We start from the raw sequence: 18854 nt of genomic DNA on the forward strand, positions 1-18854 counted from the left end.
GGTCACACGACCAGGTTCACCATCCGCCCGGGCACGACAATCACCTTGCGCGGCGTGGACCCCGCGAGGAACGCCTGCACCTTTTCGTCGGCCAACGCGGCGGCTTGCACCACGTCGCTGGCCGCGTCTGCTGCCACCACCACCCGGCCGCGCACCTTGCCGTTCACCTGTACCGGGTATTCGACGGTGTCGTCCACCAGATACGCGGAGTCGGCCACCGGGAAGGGGCCGTGCGCCAACGACGTGCCGTGACCCAGCCGCAGCCACAGTTCCTCGGCCATATGCGGGGCCAGCGGCGCCACCATCAACACCAGCGGTTCCACCGCGGCGCGCGGCACCCCGTCGCGATACTGTTTGGTGAGGTAATTTGTGTACTCGATAAGCTTGGCAGCCGCGGTGTTATTCCGCAGTGCCGCATAATCTTCCGATACGCCGGCAATCGTGCGGTGCAGCGCGCGCAGCGTCTCGGCGGTCAGATCCGCGTCGGCAACCCGGGTCTCTCCGCTTTCCTCATCGATCACCAGGCGCCACACCCGTTGCAGAAAGCGGTGCGCGCCAACGACATCCTTCGTCGCCCACGGCCGCGACGCCTCCAACGGGCCCATCGACATCTCATACACGCGCAGCGTGTCGGCGCCGTAGTCGTCACAGATTTCATCGGGGGAGATCGAATTCTTCAGGCTCTTACCGATTTTGCCGAATTCCTGGAAGACCTCGATTTCACCGTCGGGGCCTGGGTAGACGAAACCGCCGTCACGCTCGATCACCTCCTCGGCGGGCACATACGACCCGCGCGCGTCGGTGTATGCGAAGGCCTGGATGTAGCCCTGGTTCACCAGCTTGCGGTAGGGCTCCCGGGAGCTGACGTGCCCGAGGTCATAAAGAACCTTGTGCCAGAAGCGGCAATACAGCAGGTGCAGAACGGCGTGTTCGGCACCGCCGACGTACAGGTCGACGCCGCCAGGGTCGTTCGGACCGTGCTCGGCCGGCCGCGGGCCCATCCAGTAGGCCTCGTTTTCCTTGGCGCAGAAGCGCTCTGAGTTGTGCGGGTCGGTGTAGCGCAGCTCGTACCAGGAGCTGCCGGCCCATTGCGGCATCACGTTGGTGTCGCGGGTGTAGGGCTTCAGCCCGTCGCCGAGATCGAGTTCGACGTGCACCCAGTCGGTCGCCTTCGCCAGCGGCGGTGACGGCTCGCTGTCGGCGTCGTCGGGATCGAACGACACCGGCGAGTAGTCGCGCACATCGGGCAGTTCCACCGGCAATGCGGCTTCGTCGATCGCGTGGGCGTGCCCGTCGGCGTCATAGACGATCGGAAACGGCTCGCCCCAGTACCGCTGCCGCGCGAAAAGCCAGTCGCGCAGCTTGAATTGGATGCGGGACCGGCCCCGGCCGTCCGATTCCAGCCGTTGGGTCATGGCCTGTTTGGCATCGGCCACATTCTTGCCGTCCAGAAAGCCGGAGTTCACCAGGACGCCGTCGCCGGAATGTGCCGCCTGCGAAATGTCGCCGCCGGCAATGACTTCGACTATAGGCAGGCCGAACTGCCGGGCGAAGTCCCAGTCCCGCTGGTCGTGTCCTGGAACCGCCATGATCGCCCCGGTACCGTAGCCGGCCAGCACATAGTCGGCAATGAAGATCGGCACCGACTCGCCGTTGGCCGGGTTGACCGCGTAGCTACCCAGAAAGACGCCGGTCTTCTCCCGGTTTTCCTGTCGTTCGAGGTCCGACTTGGCCGCGATGGCGTGCCGGTAGGCGACCACCGCTTCGGCGGGTGTGGCACCGCCGTAGGTCCAGGCCGCCTGCACTCCGTCGGGCCAGCGGTCGGCGACCAATTCGTCGACCAGATCGTGCTCGGGAGCGAGCACCAGGTAGGTGGCGCCGAACAGCGTATCCGGCCGGGTGGTGAACACCTCGATGTCGGCGGCCGCACCGTCAGCCCTGGTCGCGGCGAACAACGCCGTGGCGCCGGTCGAGCGCCCGATCCAGTTGCGCTGCATGGTCTTGACCTGATCCGGCCAGTCCAGGCTGTCGAGGTCGTTGAGCAGCCGGTCGGAGTACGCGGTGATCCGCATCATCCATTGCCGCAACCGCTTCCGGAAGACCGGGAAGTTCCCGCGGTCACTGCGGCCGTCGGCGGTGACCTCCTCGTTGGCCAGCACCGTGCCCAGGCCCGGACACCAGTTGACCATCGAGTCGGCGCGGTACACCAGTCGGTACCCGTCGACCACGTCGGCCCGCTCCCCCGCGGACAGCTGTGCCCACTGCCTGCCGTCATCGAGAACCCTTGCACCGGAGTCGAACTCGTCGATCAGCTCGGATATCGGGCGGGCCTTGTCGGCGGTGGTGTCGAACCAGGCGTTGTAGATCTGCAGGAAGATCCACTGGGTCCACTTGTAGAACTCCACATCGGTGGTGGAGAAGCTGCGACGGCTGTCGTGACCGAGGCCCAGCCGGCCCAGCTGGCGCCGGAAGTTGACGACGTTGGCCTCGGTCCTGGTGCGCGGGTGGGTGCCGGTCTGCACAGCGTACTGTTCGGCGGGCAATCCGAACGCATCGAACCCCAAGGCGTGCAACACATTACGACCCGTCATCCGATAGTAGCGGGCGTAGACGTCGGTAGCGATGTAACCGAGGGGGTGCCCGACGTGCAGCCCCTCCCCCGAGGGGTACGGGAACATGTCCTGCACGAACAGCTTGTCGTCGGGAACGGCCGAGCCGTCGGCGGGCGCCAGGGAGCCGACCGGATTGGGCACGTTGAAGGTGCCCTGCTGAGCCCAGTTGTCCTGCCAGCTGCGTTCCAGCCCGGCGGCGAGCTCAGCGGTGTAGCGGTACCGCGGCGCGTCCGCGTCGGGTCCCGTGGTCGGCGATTCTGTCACGCCCAACAGGGTATAAGGGCCGCTACGGAAGCGACCGCGCCGAGCCCGTCGGGCACGGGTTGGTATCGGTTCCGTTGCGCACCGATCAGGGGTTCATCCCAGCTGTATTTCGAGCATGGTCGACGCCGTTGAACAGGGGTTACATTCGGCCTCGATGGTGGGCAGTGACGCCCCGGCTAGTGCGGAGGGACCGATCGAGATGAAGCGGATCGCGCGCAGTTGGCGGACACTCGTGGGCGGTGCGGCCGCCGGTGTCGTCGGCGTCGTGATGGTTGCGGGCGGGACTGCTTCGGCAGAACCTCTGGTCCCGCAGCCCTCGCTGCCCGGCCCGGTCCCCATGCAGCCGGCCACCCCGCCCGGACAGAACTCAGGGGTGTTCCCCGGAGGCGTCAACAGGTTCGCCCCCGCGCCCGCTCAGGCGCCTGCCCAAATGCCGTTGCAGATGCCGGCCCCGCTTCCGGCGGTGGCGCCCGCGGCCGTTCCGGCCACCGGGCCGGCGCCCGCGGCCGCGGCCCCACAACCGCCGGCGGTCACTCCCGCCACCACGGGCACGCTGCGTGAGTACCTGGAAGGCAAAGGCGTCAGGCTCGAGGCCCAGCGCCCCCTGGGTTTCAAGGCGCTCGACATCACCGTCCCAATGCCGCCGCGCTGGACTCAGGTGCCTGACCCCAACGTGCCGGACGCGTTCGTGGTGATCGCCGATCGGGTCGGCGGCAACAGCGTGTACACCTCGAATGCGCAGGTGGTCGTCTACAAGCTGATAGGTGACTTCGACTCCGCGGAGGCGATCACGCACGGCTTCGTCGACAGCCAACGGCTGCTCGCGTGGCAGACCACCAACGCGTCGCTGGCCAGCCTCGGCAGCTTCCCGTCGTCGGTCATCGAGGGCACGTACCGGGAAAACGACATGACGCTGAACACGTCGCGGCGCCACGTCCTGGCCAACAACGGGCCGGACAAGTATCTCGTCTCCCTGTCGGTGACCACGGCCGCGAGCCAAGCGGTTAGTGACGCACCTGCCACCGACGCCATCGTCAATGGCTTCCGGGTGGCTACACCGGGTGTGGCCGGTCAGGCTCCGGGCCGAGCCGCGGCACCCGCGGCACCCGCGCCCGCGCCCGCGCCCGCGCCCGCGCCCCAGCTAGCGACTCCGCCGGCGGCGTCGGCGCCGCGGGCGGTTCCCCCGCCCAGCCAGCTGGCCGAACCACCCCTGGTCACTTTGACCCCGGCCCCCGGGCACTAACCAGCCGGGCGGTGAGCCCGGCGCGCGGAATGATCGGCGGGCTCGTATGGTTAGCACATGCTTATTGCGGGCGTGGTGTGCGTGTGTGCGGCCATAGCGTCAGCCGCATTCGGTATCTGGTCGCTGTCCCATACGGCCACCACCGACGCCACGCAGTGGGCGGTGCGCTCGATGGCGCCCCCACAGTTCGCTGCCGCCGTGATGCTGGGCGCTGGGGGAGTGGTGGCGCTGGCCGCGTCGCCGCAGACGGCGCTGGTGGTGGTGGTGGTCTGCATCCTCGGCGCCCTCGGCACCCTGGCCACCGGTTCGATGCAGAGCGCGAAGTATGCCCTGCGCCGTCAGGCCGTGCCGGCCAATCAGCCCGGCTGCGCCGGCAGCTGCGGCGCCTGCACGCTGTCCTGCCACTAGCAGCGCAAAGCCGTCCGCGGCTTCGGAGCTTGCCGCGGCGAGATCAAGTTGGGTGCAAATACCCACAACTCAGGTTGTGCGGTGCAGACCATACTGTTAGCTGTGAGTGCACGCCCCAAGAATTACCGGATCGCCGCGTTGCTGGTGATCGCCGCGGCGGCGCTAGTCGTCGTGGCGGTGATGTCGATTTACCGACTTCCTTTCTTGGACGGAATGGTCGGAGCTGGCGGCGGCGGACCGTGCTTCGGTCCCACGATCGACTGCGGGCCCGGCCGGACGATCGGTCCCGCCGCAACCACCACCAAGCCGCCGGCTACGCCGCCGCCCAGCAGCGATCCCAGATGAGTCCGCGTGCTTTCGGCGATCCCTCGACATCGGCAGCGTGACCCCAGCGGCCGGAGCCGCCGGTCCGGTGCTTAGTCACATTCACCCGACCGCCGCGACATCCCTGCGGGCACGGCCGGCCATCGGTGTCGCCCGGACGATCGTGTTGGCGCTACTGATGTTGCATGCCGTCGAGATGACCGTGCTCGCCGGTGTCGCCAGGGCCAGCGGAGGTCGGTGGCATACCGGCAGCGATGCGATGCACCTCTCGAGCATTGTGTTGTGGGCGGCGATGGCGATGGTGGGTTGGCAGATGTGCCGGCTACTTCGCGGGTACAGGTCGCTGTCGGTTGCCGGGCTCGCGGTCCAGTCCGGAGTCTTGATGACATCCGTCGCGGTGGCCACCGACAACGTTTGCGCCGGGGTTGCCGTGGTCACGCTGGCAACCGGCATTCTGGCCGGCTGGGGTTGGCTGGCGCGTACCGGGCCGGGTATCGCGGGGTCCGCCCCAGCGACCGTGCGGGCAACCGGGGGCGGCGACCAAACATCGCCGGCCGTCGATGAAGTCGCCGTCGCAGACAGGCGACGGCCGGGTGTCGGTGCTTCCCTGGTGGGGGTGCTCACGTTTGCGCTGGTCCTCGCCGCGCTCAGCGCGCGCAGCGGCATCGTGTTCGGACTGGCGATTCTCGCGGTGATCTTCGTTCCGCTGGAACGACTGTTCCCTTTGCATCCGCGTCGCGTACTGCGCCGAGGGTGGCGGACAGACGTGGTGCACTACTTGGTCAACGGGACAGCGTTGAAGTTCGGGCTGATCGCGACGGCGGTGGTGGTGGGCGGGTTCCTCCGTGCGTTGGTGCCCGAACCGTTGCGTCTGGACGTTGCCGCCAGTCCCACCTGGGTGCAGATCGTGGCGGGACTGGCGATCTCGGCGATCGGCAACTATGCGGGACACCGGGCGGCACACGAGATACCGCTGCTGTGGCGTTTCCATCGGGTCCATCACAGCGTCCGCGAACTGGACTGGCTCGCCGCCAACCATCTGCACCCGGTCGACGAGACGTTCATCCGGTCTGCCGCGGTGCTACCGATGTATGCGCTTGGCTTCGGCCGGATCGGTCTGGGCACGTTTGCGATCGTCATCACGCTGCAGGCCGTCTTCATCCACGCGAATGTGAAAACCGAGTTTGGCCCATTGCGATGGCTGATAGCCACTCCGCATTTCCACCATTGGCATCATGCCCGCGAACCGCAGGCCCACAACAGCAACTACGCCGGGGAGTTCCCGCTGCTGGACGCAATTTTCGGGACTCTGTACCTGCCCACCAACCGCTGGCCGGCACAGTACGGTCTCGACGACCTGGAACCGGCCGGCTACCTGCGTCAACTCGCCTGGCCGCTGACCAGCTCACGCACGGCGACCAGGGCTGCCCGCAAACCCCGCCCCGCGCCGGCTAGTTGCGGCTGAGGTCGATCGGGTGCGTGGCCAGCATCGCCAGCGGCAATGGCTGCCGGCGCAACACCTGCCCCCACAGATCCGCCCGCGGTGGCGCTAGAACGTCAGATGGCAGTGCCGACAGCACGATCCAGTCGTCGCGCTCGATTTCGCCTTCGAGTTGTCCGATGGTCCACCCGGAGTACCCCGCGAAGATCCGCACCCCTTCCACCACGGGTGCGATCAGTTCCGGTTCGGCATCGAGATCCACCATCACCATGCGACCCGCGACATGCCGCAAGCCGGGCACGCCGTCGGGCTCGGCACCGACCCGCAACACCGCCAGACACAGTGCCGCGTCCCGCTTGACCGGCCCGCCGATGAACATCGTCTTCGGCTTGGCAGCCAGCTTGGCCCACTGCGGTAGCACGTTGTAGACGGCGGTTTCGCTGGACCGGTTCAGCACCACGCCCAGGGTGCCGCCCTCGTTGTGCTCGACGATGTAGATAACGCTGCGCCGAAACGTCGGCTCCAGTAGGTCGGTGTTGGCCAGGAGCAAAGTACCCGCTCGCACCCGTTGTGCAGCGGGGGCCGCGTAGTCCTCGGGATCTTCGTGCTGCGCCACTACCACATCATCGCACTCCAGGTCGGATCACCGGTGCAAACAGCCGCGGTCGGCAGAGATTTGTACTGTGATTGAGACGGCGCAGAGCCGACCCGTCGTTGCCGGTGCCGATCGTGGAAGTGGGTTCAGTGATTCGCACTCGGATGCAGGCCAGCGCACCCGTGGAATTGTGGCGCTCGGTGCGAGCCCTGCCCGACTTCTGGCGGCTGATGCAGGTGCGCATGGCGAGTCAGTTCGGCGACGGCCTGTTCCAGGCGGGCTTGGCGGGCGCGCTGCTGTTCAACCCCGACCGGGCCGCCGATCCGCTGGCAATCGCTCGCGCCTTCGCGGTGTTGTTTCTGCCGTATTCGGTGCTCGGCCCGTTCGCCGGAGCGCTGATGGACCGGTGGGATCGGCGCCTGGTGCTGGTCGGCGCGAACAGCGCACGGTTGTGCTTCATCGTCGCGATCGGAACGATTCTCGCCGTTGGCGCCGGCGACTGGGTCCTGCTGTGTGCCGCATTGCTGGCCAACGGCTTGGCCCGGTTCGTGGCGTCCGGTTTGTCGGCGTCGCTGCCGCACGTGGTGCCGCGCCCGCAGGTCGTCACGATGAACTCGGTGGCCACCGCGTCCGGCGCGATCGCCGCGTTTCTGGGCGCCAACTTCATGCTCCTGCCGCGCTGGCTCGGTGGCGCCGGCGATCATGGTGCGGCGGCGGTGATTTTCACTGCCCTGATTCCGGTGGCGTTGGCGTTGCTGCTGTCACTGCGATTCAGTCCCCGGGTCCTCGGTCCGGACGACACCAAGCGCGCGATCCACGGCTCGGCGGTGTACGCCGTGTTCACCGGGTGGCTGCACGGGGTCCGGACGGTGGTTCAACTGCCGTCGGTCGCAGCCGCTCTGTCCGGGCTGGCGGCGCACCGGATGGTCGTGGGTATCAACTCGTTGGTGATCCTGCTGCTGGTGCACCACTTGAAGAATGTCGACGTCGACGGGTTGGGCACCGCTTTGGTGTTCTTCGCCGCGACCGGTTTGGGCGCGTTCCTGGCCAACCTGCTGACCCCGGTCCTCATCCGGCGCTGGGGTCGGTACGCGACGGCTAACGGCGCGTTGGTGGCGGCGGCCGCGATCCAGACGGCGGGCGCCGGGCTGTTGCTGCCGGTCATGGTGGTGTGCGGCTTCCTACTGGGTGTCGCCGGTCAAGTGGTGAAGCTCTGCGCGGACTCGGCGATGCAGATCGACGTCGACGATGCCCTTCGCGGGCATGTGTTCGCGGTTCAGGACGCATTGTTCTGGGTCTCGTTCATCGTCTCGGTCACCGTTGCCGCGGCCTTCATTCCCGACGACGGGCACGCGCCCGTCTTCGCGTTGTTCGGGTCGCTGATCTATCTGGTGGGTTTGTTGGTGCACAGCCTGGTCGGTCGTCGGGGGCGTGCTAGGGAGGTACTGGGATGAGTGGTTCGGCCGCGTTCGTCGCGGATCTGCAGGCCGAGAGCGACGAGCTCGACGCGTTGGTTGCGCCGCTGCCGGCAGATGGTTGGGCGACGATGACCCCCGCGCCGGGGTGGACCATCGCCCACCAGATCGGGCACCTGCTGTGGACCGACCGGGTGTCGCTGCTATCGGTGACCGACGAGGCCGCCTTCGGTGAAGCGCTGACCGCTGCCGCCGCCGATCCCGGCGGGTTCGTCGACGCCGGCGCCGAAGAGCTGGCCGCGATGCCGCCCGCGGAGTTGCTGGCCGATTGGCGCGACACCCGGCGTCGGTTGCACGAAGCCCTGCTGGGCGTGGCCGACGGCCGCAAGTTGCCATGGTTCGGGCCACCGATGAGCGCGTCGTCGATGGCCACCGCGCGGCTGATGGAGACCTGGGCGCACGGGTTGGATGTGGCCGACGCCCTGGGTGTCACCCGGGCGCCGACCGATCGGCTGCGATCGATCGCCCATATCGGCGTGCGGGCCCGCGACTACGCCTACATGGTCAACGGTTTGACGCCGCCCACCGAGCCGTTCTACGTCGAGTTGCGCGGGCCCGGTGGTGACACCTGGTCTTGGGGGCCGCCGGACGCGGCGCAGCGGGTGACGGGTTCGGCGGAGGACTTCTGCCTCCTGGTCACCCAGCGGCGGCCGCTGAGCGCGCTGGATGTGACGGCGGTGGGGGAGGACGCGCAGCAGTGGCTGGGAATCGCGCAGGCGTTCGCGGGCCCGCCCGGTCCCGGGCGATGAGCGCGCACGCGCGCTCTCTACGCGCGCAACGCCGCCCGGTCGAGTGTGGATTTGACGACGCCTAACCGGCGTGCCGCGTCGTGGAATTCCCACTCGGCGCGGCGCTAGCGCGGGTCGACGACGACCCGCGCCCGCGCAACGTCTTTGTCGACGTCTTTGCCCGCCTCGCCGCGGGCCAACATGCCGGCCGGCGTCATGGGCAGCGGGCCGCCTCCCGTCGACACAGTCGGACCGCGCACTTCGGCGGCATTGAGCACGCCGGCCCGCAGGCTGGCCGGCTTCCCACCGGCCTCGGGTTCAAAGCTGCTGGTGGGACGGGTGTAGCTGGTCAGTCCGGCTCCGGGGAATCCGCCCGCCGCGCCGATGCCACCGCCCGCTGATCCGGTCATGCCCCCCGCGGCCACCGCGGATTCGGCGGCGGCCACGCCACTCGGTGCCCCTGCGGCGGGAAACATTCCACCGAATCCCTGCATCATGCTCTGCGGCAGGCTCGTGACGCCCTGCATGGCCTGCATCGGCGCCTGCAGCAGCTCCTTGAGCGGTTCGGTGGCCCCTGACACCAGCTGCATCGGCTGCTGCATGAGTGAACTCAGCTGGCCGGTCGCCTCGGCGGGGGAGGCCGCGCTCTGTCCGGCACTCTGAGCAGCCTGGCCCGACGCCTGGACCGCGTTGTGCATGCCGGTCTGTGCGGCGGCCTGAGCCACCGCTTCCGCCGCGGCGGCGGGCGCGGCCGGTGAAGCGCCCATTGGCGCGATCGGTGGCGGTACCGCCAACGCAGCGATCAAAGCGCTCAGCGCGCCGGAGTACGCCCAGCCCACCCCGGAGTTGTGTGGCCAGTGCTCACCGAAATATTCGCCGTCGCGCTCCACGATCCCAGGAGTGTTCTGGCCGAACCAGGGAGTCTGGGCCGGGGTCAAGCTGCCCGGCGGCCAATACCGCAAGCGCGAACAGCTCGCCCAGGCCCACGAGGTGTTGCGACGGATCGCCGCCGGTGAGATCAACGCCCGAGAACTTCCGGAGAACGCGGCCCTACTGGCACGCCGGGAGCACGAGGGCGAGACCCTCCGGGCGAACGCGGTGGTCCTGCATCTTCCTGCCGCGCAACCGGGTCCCCGCTCGGCGGCTTGACCAGTGCTCCGAAAAATTTGGGCGGATAGGCGGCCGACACTGCGGGTATACGGCGCTCGACAGCGGCCCCGTCCGGGCTGAGACAACTGAATCAGAGGCACAACCATGACATTCGACGTGACCCCGACGGGCGCCCAGCACGATCTCGCCCGACGGACCCACGAGTTCTCTGCAGAGGTGATCCGGCCGGTCGCACTGGAATACGACCAGCGCCAGGAGTTTCCGTGGCCGGTGCTGGAGGAGGCCGCCCAACGCGGTTTCTACAGCCCGTTGTTCTACCGGGATCTGATCGGCGACCCGACCGGGATTTCGCTGCCGATGTTCATGGAAGAGTTGTTCTGGGGATGCGCGGGGATCGGCCTGGCCATCGTCATGCCGGCTCTGGCGCTCTCGGCGATCGGGCAGGCCGCCTCACCGGAACAGATGCTGCAATGGGCCCCGGAATGCTTCGGGACCCCTGGGGACCTCAAGTTGGCCGCGCTGGCCATCTCCGAACCCGAGGGGGGCAGCGACGTCCGCAACCTGCGCACCCACGCCCGCCGCGACGGTGACGACTGGATCATCGACGGCCACAAGATGTGGATCGGCAACGGCGGCATCGCCAACGTGCACGTGGTCAACGCGGTGGTCGACGAGGAACTCGGTCACCGGGGTCAGGCCCTGTTCGTCGTTCCGGGCGGCACACCCGGGCTGGAGCTGGTCCGCAAGCTGGACAAGCTGGGCTGCCGGGCATCCCACACGGCCGAGTTGCGGTTCAACGGCGTCCGAGTGCCCGGCGCCAATCTGCTTGGCGGACAGGACAAACTCGAACACAAGCTGGCCAAGGCCCGCGAAGTGGTGGCCGGCGCCAAGAAGTCGGGGTCGGCCACGCTAGGCACCTTCGAACAGACCCGGCCGATGGTGGCCGCACAGGCGATCGGAATCGCACGTGCGGCGCTGGAATACGCGACCGCCTACGCCGCGGAGCGAGAAGCGTTCGGCGGACCCATCATCGACAATCAGGGAATCGCGTTTCCGTTGGCCGACTTGGCGACTCAAATCGACGCGGCCAGGTTGCTGACGTGGCGCGCCTCCTGGATGGCCGCGAACGGCGTCCCCTTCGAGCGGGGCGAGGGTTCCATGTCCAAGCTCGCCGCCAGCGAAGTCGCGGTCAAAGCCACCGAGCGGGCCATCCAAACGATGGGGGGCTGGGGCTACATCACCGACCACCCGGTGGAGAAGTGGTATCGAGATGCCAAGTTGTACACCATCTTTGAAGGCACAAGCGAGATTCAGCGAATGGTCATCTCCAACGCGCTGGGTTCGTCGGTGGATGTCCCGCCGCTGCACGTGACGGTCGAGCCGACCGGGGGACCGTTCAACCGGATGTTCGGCCGAGGCACGCCACTGCGCTCCCGGGCAGCCGATCGAGCGCTGGCACTGAAGGATAGGATCCCCGAGCCGGTGATGCGGGTCGCCATGAAGGCGCTGCAACCGCCCGGCCGGTGATCCCGTCCTGGGAGTAGGGTCGCGAGAGTGAGCAACCTGGAGACCGCCCCAGCCGAAGTTGCTTGCGGCGCTTCGCAGGTCACCGGGGACACGCCGGTTGTGGAGGTGCTGCGTCCACGGGAGGTGCCCCTGGGCGGGCCGCGGGCCATGCCCGTGCAGCGCACCCTGCCGCAGCGGCAACGCTCGCTGATCGGTGCCTGGTGCTTCGTCGATCACTACGGGCCCGTGACCGGAAGCGCCGCGCGCATGGATGTGCCGCCGCATCCGCACACCGGTTTGCAGACGGTGAGCTGGTTGTTCAGCGGGGAAGTGGAGCACCGCGACAGTGCGGGCGTACACGCCATGGTGCGGCCCGGCGAACTCAACCTGATGACCGCCGGCGCCGGCATCTGTCATTCCGAAGTATCGGTGGGCACCGGGGTGTTGCACGGCGCCCAACTGTGGGTCGCTCTGCCGGATTCGGCACGCGACAGCGGACGCGACTTCGCGCACTACCGACCCGAAACTGTGTCGATGCCGGGAGCGCGGGCGTCGGTCTTCCTCGGTGAGCTGGCCGGAAGCCGCTCGCCGGTAACGACTTTCACCCCGCTGCTCGGGGCTCAGCTCGACGTCGACGCGCGCACCGACCTCGAATTCGAGATCGACCCGACATTCGAGCACGGGGTGTTGTGTGACGAAGGCGATGTCGAGCTCGGCGGAGTTGCCCTGTCCGTCGCCGAGCTGGGCTACCAAGGACCCGGTCATCGGGTGCTGCGGCTGCGCAATCCGGCGGATCGGCCTGCCCGGGTTCTATTGCTGGGTGGCACCCCGTTCTGTGAAGAGCTGGTGATGTGGTGGAACTTCGTCGGCCGCAGCCACGACGAGATCGTCACATACCGGCGACTCTGGCAGGACGGTGCGGACCGCTTCGGCGCCGTCGACGGCTACCGAGGCTCGGTCACCCGACTGCCCGCCCCGCCGATGCCGAGAACCCGGCTTGTTCCCAGAGCACTTCCACATCAGTAAGGAGCACACATGACAACAGATAAGACCGGCGCAGAGGTCGACATCCGGGCCGAAGGCCGGCGCTACACGATCTCCGTCGGTGGCCGGCAGGTCGGCCTCGCCGATTTCGCCGACCGCGGCGATCAGCGGGTGTTTCACCACACCGAAATCGATCCTGCCTACGGCGGGCGCGGCTTGGCGACACTGCTGCTCGAGGACGCACTGCAGGCGACACGAGCGGACGGCAAGCGGATTGTGCCGGTGTGTTCCATGGTCGTGACGGTGCTCAAGAAGCATCCCGAGTACAACGACATCACCGACCCCGTGACGGCTGAGGTCGTGGGCTGGGTCAACACACAGCCGAGCAGCTGAGGCTACCGGCCGGCCGCCTCCCATGTGGTGGGCAGCATGGGAACGGTTGGGCCGCCACCGAACTCGTCGTCGGACAGGGTCATGAGTCCAGCCGCGTCGGCGTCACCCCTGGACGCCGTGCCCCCGAAGCCCATTGGGCCGGCGCTACTACTCGAGGCCGTCGCCGCGGGCTCGTCAGGCGCTGACGGGTCTGGGAGCGGGTCGTAATCCAGGACCTCGTCGGCGTACTGGTGCTCCGGCATGATGGCCGAGCGCCGACGTCGTGATCGGCGCTTGTCCCGCGCCGCCACTCCCGCCGCCGCCGCCGGGATCCCCTCCGCCGGCGCCTTTGCCTTCGTTCCCTCGCGGAATGTCGGGGTGAATCCCTCGCCCGGGTCGAGTCCGATCACGGCGTACGGCACCGCCGGCGCGGCCGACGCCGGCGCGGCCAAGGCAGGCGCGGAACCCGGGGTGCCGGTCGCGGAGGTCGCCGGGGCCCCGGCAGGCCCGGCGACGGTGGGCGCCAGGGTCGCCAGCGGCCAGGTCGAGGAGTGCTGCGGTGCGCCGCCCAATGCCACCGGCGCTTCCGCACCTTCGGCGACGACGGGCGGTAGCTGCTGTAGGTACTCATAACCCACGCCGATGACGACACCCAGGGTTATCGACAACAACGGATCGAGCAGCAACTGGGGGTAGGTCAGGCTCGCCGCGATCCACGTCACGATCTGGTAGACCACGGCGAACAGGAACGGCCCCCAGGTCACCAGCGCCTGGGCCGGGTTGGTCATGAAGTCGTTGATCAGCTGGAAGGTGTTGCCGACCGGGTTCTGCAAGAAGTTGGTGATGGGCTCATACAGCTGCTGCACATACTGCACGTACTGCTGCAGCAGCTGGGTGATGAGGTCGGCGAGGTTGAGTTGGTTTCCGGAGTCGGCGGCCGGAGCGGCCGCGGCGAGCTGACTGGGCTCGGCGACCGCGTTGGATTTGAGGACCGCCGGTGCCGGTGCGGTCGGTGGAACAGCTGCGGTGGCCGCCGCCGACGCTGCCTCATAGCCGGTCATCGCGGCCGCGGCCTGGAGCCACATGCGGACGTAGTCGGCTTCGTTCAGGGCGATCGGAATCGTGTTGATACCAAAGAAATTCGTGGCGACCAGCACCCCGTGGACGACGTGGTTAGCGGCCAACTCGGGCAGCGTCGGCATCAGCGCGAGGGCTGTCGTGTACGCGGCGGCGGCGGCCTCGTGCTGGGCGGCGGCGGCTTGACTGTTCGCCTGCGCCTGGGTCAGCCAGCCCAGGTACGGCGCGTGCGCGGCGACGTACTGAGCGGCGCTCGGGCCCTGCCAGGAACTCTGCGCCGCAGCGAGCACGCTCAACAGATCGGCCGCCGCCTGGGCATACTCGGCGCCGAGCGCCTGCCACGCGCCGGCGGCCGCCAACAGCACTCCCGGTCCCGGGCCACTGGACAACAGCGCCGAGTGCACTTCGGGAGGCGAAGCGATCCAGATCGGCGTCGTCACGGCGCACTCACCGCCGCCCCACCCCTCGGCATCGAACCCATCAGCAAACTGGTCCTCCCCATGCTGCGCAGCCCGGGCCGCGCGCGGCGCCGGATTCGGCATCTCTCGCTGCGGTCAGGGCAGTTGACGCAGCGGGCGGTTGACCTGACCTGGCGGGAGGGGGCCGCTAGATTAGGTTCGCCTAACCAAACACTAGACGGCTCGTGTCGCGTCCGGCAACGGGCCTGGCGTGGCGGCCGCTACCTGCCGTTGCGCTCGCGGTGCTTGCAACCGGGCCAGCAGCAGGGCCGGCGCTTGCCTTCCTCGAGTTCTTCCTGGGTCCGCCGGATGCGGCGTTCGCGGGTCGCCGCTTGCTTGGCGTCCTCGACCCAGCAGATGAATTCGTTGCGGGCCAGGGGAGTGATGTCGTTCCACAGCTCCAGGGCCGTCGCGTTTGCGGTCAGCGCCTGACGGAGGTCTGCCGGGATTTCGTGCACGACGCCGCCGGGTACCTGCTGGCTGCTCATTAGGCCAGGCTATCGCCAAGCAAGTCCCGGGAGTCAGACCGCCACTACGTCGACCAAGTCACCGAGTCCGGCGAAGTCGTCCGGATTACGGGTGTACAACCGGGCCGAATAGGCGTGGGCCGTAGCTGCGATCAGCACATCCATCGACCTCGCCCGTGGCTGGCGTCCTGCCTCAACGACCGCTGCGGCTATTTGGCCGTAGCTAGCCGCCACCGCTCCATCGAGCGGTAGTGCGTCGAAAGTGCGCTGGAGCAGCAGCAGGCGGCGCAGTCGCTCGGCCCGGATGCTGCCTCGTTTTGCCACCAGCACACCGAAGTGCAGTTCAGCCAACGTCACGGCGCTGATAGCCAGCTCGCCCTCTAGGGGAGCGACATCCGTCGCGATGACCACGCTGGTATCGAGCACGCCTCTCACGCAGTCGCCCACGGGTCTTCGACGTCATCGGCCACCGCACTCCGGTCCGCATCCCAGTCGGGATCGGCAGGCCCGGCGACAAGGTCGGCGACGTCCGCCCACCGACGCCAGGTTCGTGGGGCAGCAGGCACGAGCCGAGCACCCGGGCGCCCAGCGACGGTAATGACGATTTCCTCGCCTTCCTCCACACGGCGGACGAGTTCGGAGGCGTTCTGACGCAACTCGCGGAGCCCCACAGCCTTCATAACGCACCATAGCACATGTGCTACGTTAGGTCGTCCTCGTCGTCGATCGACCGCGGCCGCGAGTCGTCTCGCTCGCCGATGGTCGGACGACGGGGAGCCTGGTGGCCGTAAACGCCTTCGGGGTAAGCCGTTTCGGCGTGCTCGCTGAGGTCGATACCGCTCTTCTCGTCCGTGGCGCTGACCCGGAAGCCCATGAAGCGGTCGATCAGCTTGCCGAGCACGAAGCTGACCGCGAAGGCGTAGAGGGCGACCGCCACCATCGCCAGGCACTGCTTGCCGAGTTGGCCCAATCCGCCGCCATAGAAAAGGCCCTTGGGGCCACCGGTCATCACCGCGGTCGCGAACAGCCCGATCAGGAAAACACCCACAACGCCGCCGACGAAGTGCACCCCGACCACGTCGAGGGAGTCGTCGTAGTTGAGCTTGAACTTGACCAGGATCGCGTAGGAGCACACCACTCCGGCGACCAGTCCGACTACCGCGGCCCCCAGGGTGTTCACCGTGCCGCACGACGGCGTGATCGCCACCAGTCCGGCCACCACGCCCGAGGCGGCGCCGAACGTGGTGGGCTTTCCGTCCCGGAACTGCTCGACGGTGAGCCAGCCCAGCATGCCCAGGCAGCCGGCCACCAGGGTGTTGAGGAAGATCGCCGAGGCCAGGCCGTTGGCGGCCAGCGCAGAGCCGGCGTTGAACCCGAACCAGCCGAACCACAGCAGTCCCACCCCGAGTAGGACGAACGGCAGGTTGTGCGGGCGCATGGCCTCGACCTTGAACCCGATGCGCGGCCCGAGCACCAGGGCCAGCGCCAAAGCCGAAGAGCCCGAGACGATTTCGACGACCAGTCCGCCCGCGTAGTCCAGCACCCCCATCTTGGCCAGCCAGCCGGTGGGCGCCCACACCCAGTGGGCGATGACCGCGTACACGGCGATCGACCACACCAGCACGAACACCATCCAGGCCGCGAATTTGGCACGGTCGGCGATGGCGCCACTGACCAGGGCGGCGGTGATAATGGCGAAGCTCAGCTGGAACGTGGCGTACAGCAACTCAGGGACCTGCCCGTGCAGGGTTTCCGGTCCGATTCCGCTCATCCCGGCGTGGGCCAGGCCACCCAGGAAGCCGCCCGCTCCGCCGTCGGAAAAGGCCAGACTGTAGCCCACCAGCAGCCACGCCACGGTGACCAGCGGGATGGAGATGAAGCTCATCATGATCATGTTGAGCACGCCGGTGGTGCGCATCATCCCGCCGTAGAAGATCGCCAGACCGGGCGTCATGAGCAGAACCAGGGCGGTGCTGGCGAGCAACCAGGCGGTGGCCGCGGGATCAATATTCACGCTGCGACTCCTTCGATAGCTGTCGAAGAGAATCTAGACGGCGGGCGAACGCGTCTGTCACGGCGTCGTTGTGGGCCGATCCAGGGCAGTCAGGTCACGGCCGGTCGCATCATGGGATGCAACCGTGACGCCTGCCAGGGCGACGGGACCAGTGATTGGCCATGAGCATGGGACCAGTTGGTCTTCCGGTTGCACCCATAGACACTCACCCGCGACGCCACCGCAGTATTCTTCTCCTGCGAGGTGTCTCGCAGGAACGATTGAACCGTAGAGAAGTCCAACTATTCCTTGCCGGACAGGCACTTTCGGCTAGTGCGCAAATCCGCATCAGCCGGAACAACCACACTGCAGGCAACGCCCTACGGCCGTACCGAAGCCGCCGAGGCAATAGAAGTCAGTAATAAACATCGCGCCAGCTGACGCGTGAATGTCTCATTTGAACGCTTTATTTACGTTTCGCTAGCGTTCCGTCTTAAGTGGATCGCTTCGCGCTCTTTTTTCACACGATCATCGTCACGGTAGCCGCAAATTTTTTGTTATCCGGTAACATCACCACTCGCTGGTGTACTGGTGTCGACTCGTCAGAAAGGACCGGAGTTAAGAGATGAAAAGGACTTCGACTATGCGCGCTTACGGCATACGGGGCATTGTTGCGATAATGATTGCTTTGCTTTCCACTACAACCTTGGCCGGTTGCAATCATCAGCGCTTTTGCTCGAACCCGCTGGACATCGAGTGCTATAAAAATAACAATGGGCTGTGATAGGGATGGTCATGCGGACGAGCGGTCGCCTGCTGATCCCCTTTAGCGTCGCGCGATTTCGTCTTGAGTTTTGGAGTTGTGCTGCCTCGCAGGCCAGTTGGTGATCTTGGTATCTGTGGGGGCGAGATTGGGCTTGGTCGATGCGGCTGTTCGACTTAGACCGGGCAATTCACATGGAGCCTGGATTGCGACCCGCTGTTTGCGGGAGGTTTTGGCAAACGTATCCTTCGGGTGGAGTTGTCGCGGTTTCTGAACGCAGTAATCGACCCCGAGCGTCGCGTTGATTGGCAGGCCCGGCGTGCGGATCGCCGAGTTGCAGACCGCCGCCGGGCCGATCGCGACGAACTAGAATTGCGAGTGTTCGAAACATAATCGGCGTGATTAATTCTGGGCGCCACGCATGAGTTTACAAATTCTCAGCCGCAAAGGGGTTCCTCAAAACCTGCGGAAATAGATCTCGTTGTAGAACGCCGAGATGGGTCGCGCAAGCAGGGTCGGTATCGTCGGCCCAAGGTTCGAACCGCAACCATCACATCCGGCGCTTAGGCTTCCGCGCTCCGGTCGGACAGCCGCATAACCACATTGCGGTGCGGATTCCGCGGTATCCGCAAAGGACTCGCGGTTTGGCGGGATCATGCAGCAGGCCTCCGGCACAGAAAGGGACACAGAAAGGGACGTAATCCCTGGTCTCCCGGATGCGCTGGGCCACCCGCCTGCCGCCTCATGACTGCAGGGGCGACAGCAGATCAGAGAGCGCCGCCGCCACAAAACACAAAGGTCACGAACCATTTCTGGTTCGTGACCTCATGCGTCGCAGTTCGTAGAACCGCTCGTTGTGGGCGAAGGGGGACTTGAACCCCCACGTCCCGAAGGACACTGGCACCTGAAGCCAGCGCGTCTGCCATTCCGCCACTCGCCCGAACGACCGGAGGACCATATCACTGTAGTGGGTTCACACCCCAACCGAGCGACCGGGGCCTCCCGCACACCGCCTGCGAAAGGGTCTCCGAACA

The 18854-nt window shown here is 67.1% G+C and carries 17 protein-coding genes, 1 tRNA gene and 1 pseudogene; 10 read left to right on the top strand and 9 right to left on the bottom strand.

Translation table 11 applies throughout. The features are described from left to right. Positions 1-2 precede the first annotated feature (2 nt). On the bottom strand, positions 3-2876 hold the full coding sequence (leuS, locus tag AWC08_RS24720) for a leucine--tRNA ligase (protein WP_065136896.1): 2874 nt from the start codon (positions 2874-2876) through the stop codon (positions 3-5). A 199-nt stretch (positions 2877-3075) separates the two neighbouring features. On the opposite strand from leuS, the gene AWC08_RS24725 reads away from it, so the two are divergent. The 4 genes from AWC08_RS24725 to AWC08_RS24740 all read left to right on the top strand — a co-directional run bounded on the left by AWC08_RS24725 (position 3076) and on the right by AWC08_RS24740 (position 6316). Continuing rightward, positions 3076-4119, top strand: coding sequence for an LpqN/LpqT family lipoprotein (locus tag AWC08_RS24725; RefSeq protein WP_085088341.1), 1044 nt, complete (start codon positions 3076-3078; stop codon positions 4117-4119). 57 nt (positions 4120-4176) lie between these two features. Beyond that, a complete protein-coding gene (locus AWC08_RS24730; protein WP_065134228.1) occupies positions 4177-4527 on the top strand; it encodes a hypothetical protein in 351 nt (116 codons plus the stop codon). 102 nt (positions 4528-4629) lie between these two features. Next, entirely contained in the window at positions 4630-4872 is a 243-nt protein-coding gene (locus AWC08_RS24735; RefSeq protein WP_069435125.1) for a hypothetical protein, read from the top strand. Between the two features lie 37 nt (positions 4873-4909). Continuing rightward, entirely contained in the window at positions 4910-6316 is a 1407-nt protein-coding gene (locus tag AWC08_RS24740; RefSeq protein ID WP_082986376.1) for a sterol desaturase family protein, read from the top strand. Here the strand turns inward: AWC08_RS24740 and AWC08_RS24745 are convergent. Next, on the bottom strand, positions 6303-6908 hold the full coding sequence (locus tag AWC08_RS24745; RefSeq protein WP_065134230.1) for a YqgE/AlgH family protein: 606 nt from the start codon (positions 6906-6908) through the stop codon (positions 6303-6305). The genes AWC08_RS24740 and AWC08_RS24745 overlap by 14 nt on opposite strands. Positions 6909-7012: 104 nt before the next feature. Here AWC08_RS24745 and AWC08_RS24750 point away from each other — a divergent pair, with 104 nt between their 5' ends. Together AWC08_RS24750 and AWC08_RS24755 are read left to right on the top strand one after the other, a co-directional pair. Continuing rightward, the gene (locus AWC08_RS24750; RefSeq protein ID WP_142283794.1) at positions 7013-8341 is read left to right on the top strand and encodes an MFS transporter; all 1329 of its coding nucleotides are present in this window, start codon (positions 7013-7015) and stop codon (positions 8339-8341) included. Continuing rightward, entirely contained in the window at positions 8338-9111 is a 774-nt protein-coding gene (locus tag AWC08_RS24755) for a TIGR03084 family metal-binding protein (protein ID WP_065134231.1), read from the top strand. Before AWC08_RS24750 ends, AWC08_RS24755 begins: the two co-directional genes overlap by 4 nt. Before the next feature lie 104 nt (positions 9112-9215). Here the strand turns inward: AWC08_RS24755 and AWC08_RS24760 are convergent, their stop codons facing one another. Continuing rightward, positions 9216-9980, bottom strand: coding sequence for a hypothetical protein (locus tag AWC08_RS24760; protein WP_065134232.1), 765 nt, complete (start codon positions 9978-9980; stop codon positions 9216-9218). 28 nt (positions 9981-10008) lie between these two features. Here AWC08_RS24760 and AWC08_RS24765 point away from each other — a divergent pair. The 4 genes and pseudogenes from AWC08_RS24765 to AWC08_RS24780 form a co-directional block, all read left to right on the top strand. Further along, positions 10009-10239: pseudogene (locus tag AWC08_RS24765) on the top strand (transcriptional regulator); the annotation flags it as partial. 105 nt (positions 10240-10344) lie between these two features. Continuing rightward, entirely contained in the window at positions 10345-11727 is a 1383-nt protein-coding gene (locus tag AWC08_RS24770) for an acyl-CoA dehydrogenase family protein (RefSeq protein WP_065134233.1), read from the top strand. A gap of 27 nt (positions 11728-11754) precedes the next feature. After that, positions 11755-12732 (top strand): pirin family protein, encoded by a 978-nt coding sequence (locus AWC08_RS24775; protein ID WP_065134234.1) that lies wholly within the window; start codon positions 11755-11757, stop codon positions 12730-12732. A 9-nt stretch (positions 12733-12741) separates the two neighbouring features. After that, positions 12742-13083, top strand: a complete 342-nt coding sequence (locus AWC08_RS24780; protein WP_065134235.1) for a GNAT family N-acetyltransferase — start codon at positions 12742-12744, stop codon at positions 13081-13083. Between the two features lie 2 nt (positions 13084-13085). On the opposite strand, the gene AWC08_RS24785 is transcribed toward AWC08_RS24780, so the two are convergent. The 6 genes from AWC08_RS24785 to AWC08_RS24810 all read right to left on the bottom strand — a co-directional run bounded on the left by AWC08_RS24785 (position 13086) and on the right by AWC08_RS24810 (position 18760). Continuing rightward, a complete protein-coding gene (locus AWC08_RS24785) occupies positions 13086-14579 on the bottom strand; it encodes a PPE family protein (RefSeq protein ID WP_065134243.1) in 1494 nt (497 codons plus the stop codon). A gap of 239 nt (positions 14580-14818) precedes the next feature. Beyond that, positions 14819-15085 (bottom strand): YdeI/OmpD-associated family protein, encoded by a 267-nt coding sequence (locus AWC08_RS24790; protein WP_065134236.1) that lies wholly within the window; start codon positions 15083-15085, stop codon positions 14819-14821. Between the two features lie 33 nt (positions 15086-15118). After that, the gene (locus tag AWC08_RS24795; RefSeq protein ID WP_232008104.1) at positions 15119-15490 is read right to left on the bottom strand and encodes a type II toxin-antitoxin system VapC family toxin; all 372 of its coding nucleotides are present in this window, start codon (positions 15488-15490) and stop codon (positions 15119-15121) included. Between the two features lie 5 nt (positions 15491-15495). Next, positions 15496-15744 (bottom strand): type II toxin-antitoxin system Phd/YefM family antitoxin, encoded by a 249-nt coding sequence (locus tag AWC08_RS24800; RefSeq protein ID WP_065134244.1) that lies wholly within the window; start codon positions 15742-15744, stop codon positions 15496-15498. Positions 15745-15764: 20 nt separating this feature from the next. Next, positions 15765-17078: an ammonium transporter gene (locus AWC08_RS24805; protein ID WP_065134237.1), complete on the bottom strand. Its 1314-nt coding sequence runs from the start codon at positions 17076-17078 to the stop codon at positions 15765-15767. A 1599-nt stretch (positions 17079-18677) separates the two neighbouring features. Continuing rightward, positions 18678-18760 (bottom strand) — tRNA-Leu (locus AWC08_RS24810). Between the last annotated feature and the right edge of the window lie 94 nt (positions 18761-18854).

The organism is Mycobacterium gordonae, from assembly GCF_002101675.1.
In the GTDB taxonomy this organism is placed as follows: domain Bacteria; phylum Actinomycetota; class Actinomycetes; order Mycobacteriales; family Mycobacteriaceae; genus Mycobacterium; species Mycobacterium gordonae.

Excerpts from the sequence above, each read along its gene's own strand:
- AWC08_RS24800 (WP_065134244.1), bottom strand. The coding sequence starts at position 15,744 with ATGAAGGCTGTGGGGCTCCGCGAGTTGCGTCAGAACGCCTCCGAACTC.
- AWC08_RS24770 (WP_065134233.1), top strand. The coding sequence starts at position 10,345 with ATGACATTCGACGTGACCCCGACGGGCGCCCAGCACGATCTCGCCCGA.
- AWC08_RS24790 (WP_065134236.1), bottom strand. The coding sequence starts at position 15,085 with ATGAGCAGCCAGCAGGTACCCGGCGGCGTCGTGCACGAAATCCCGGCA.
- AWC08_RS24780 (WP_065134235.1), top strand. The coding sequence starts at position 12,742 with ATGACAACAGATAAGACCGGCGCAGAGGTCGACATCCGGGCCGAAGGC.
- AWC08_RS24730 (WP_065134228.1), top strand. The coding sequence starts at position 4,177 with ATGCTTATTGCGGGCGTGGTGTGCGTGTGTGCGGCCATAGCGTCAGCC.
- AWC08_RS24725 (WP_085088341.1), top strand. The coding sequence starts at position 3,076 with ATGAAGCGGATCGCGCGCAGTTGGCGGACACTCGTGGGCGGTGCGGCC.
- AWC08_RS24755 (WP_065134231.1), top strand. The coding sequence starts at position 8,338 with ATGAGTGGTTCGGCCGCGTTCGTCGCGGATCTGCAGGCCGAGAGCGAC.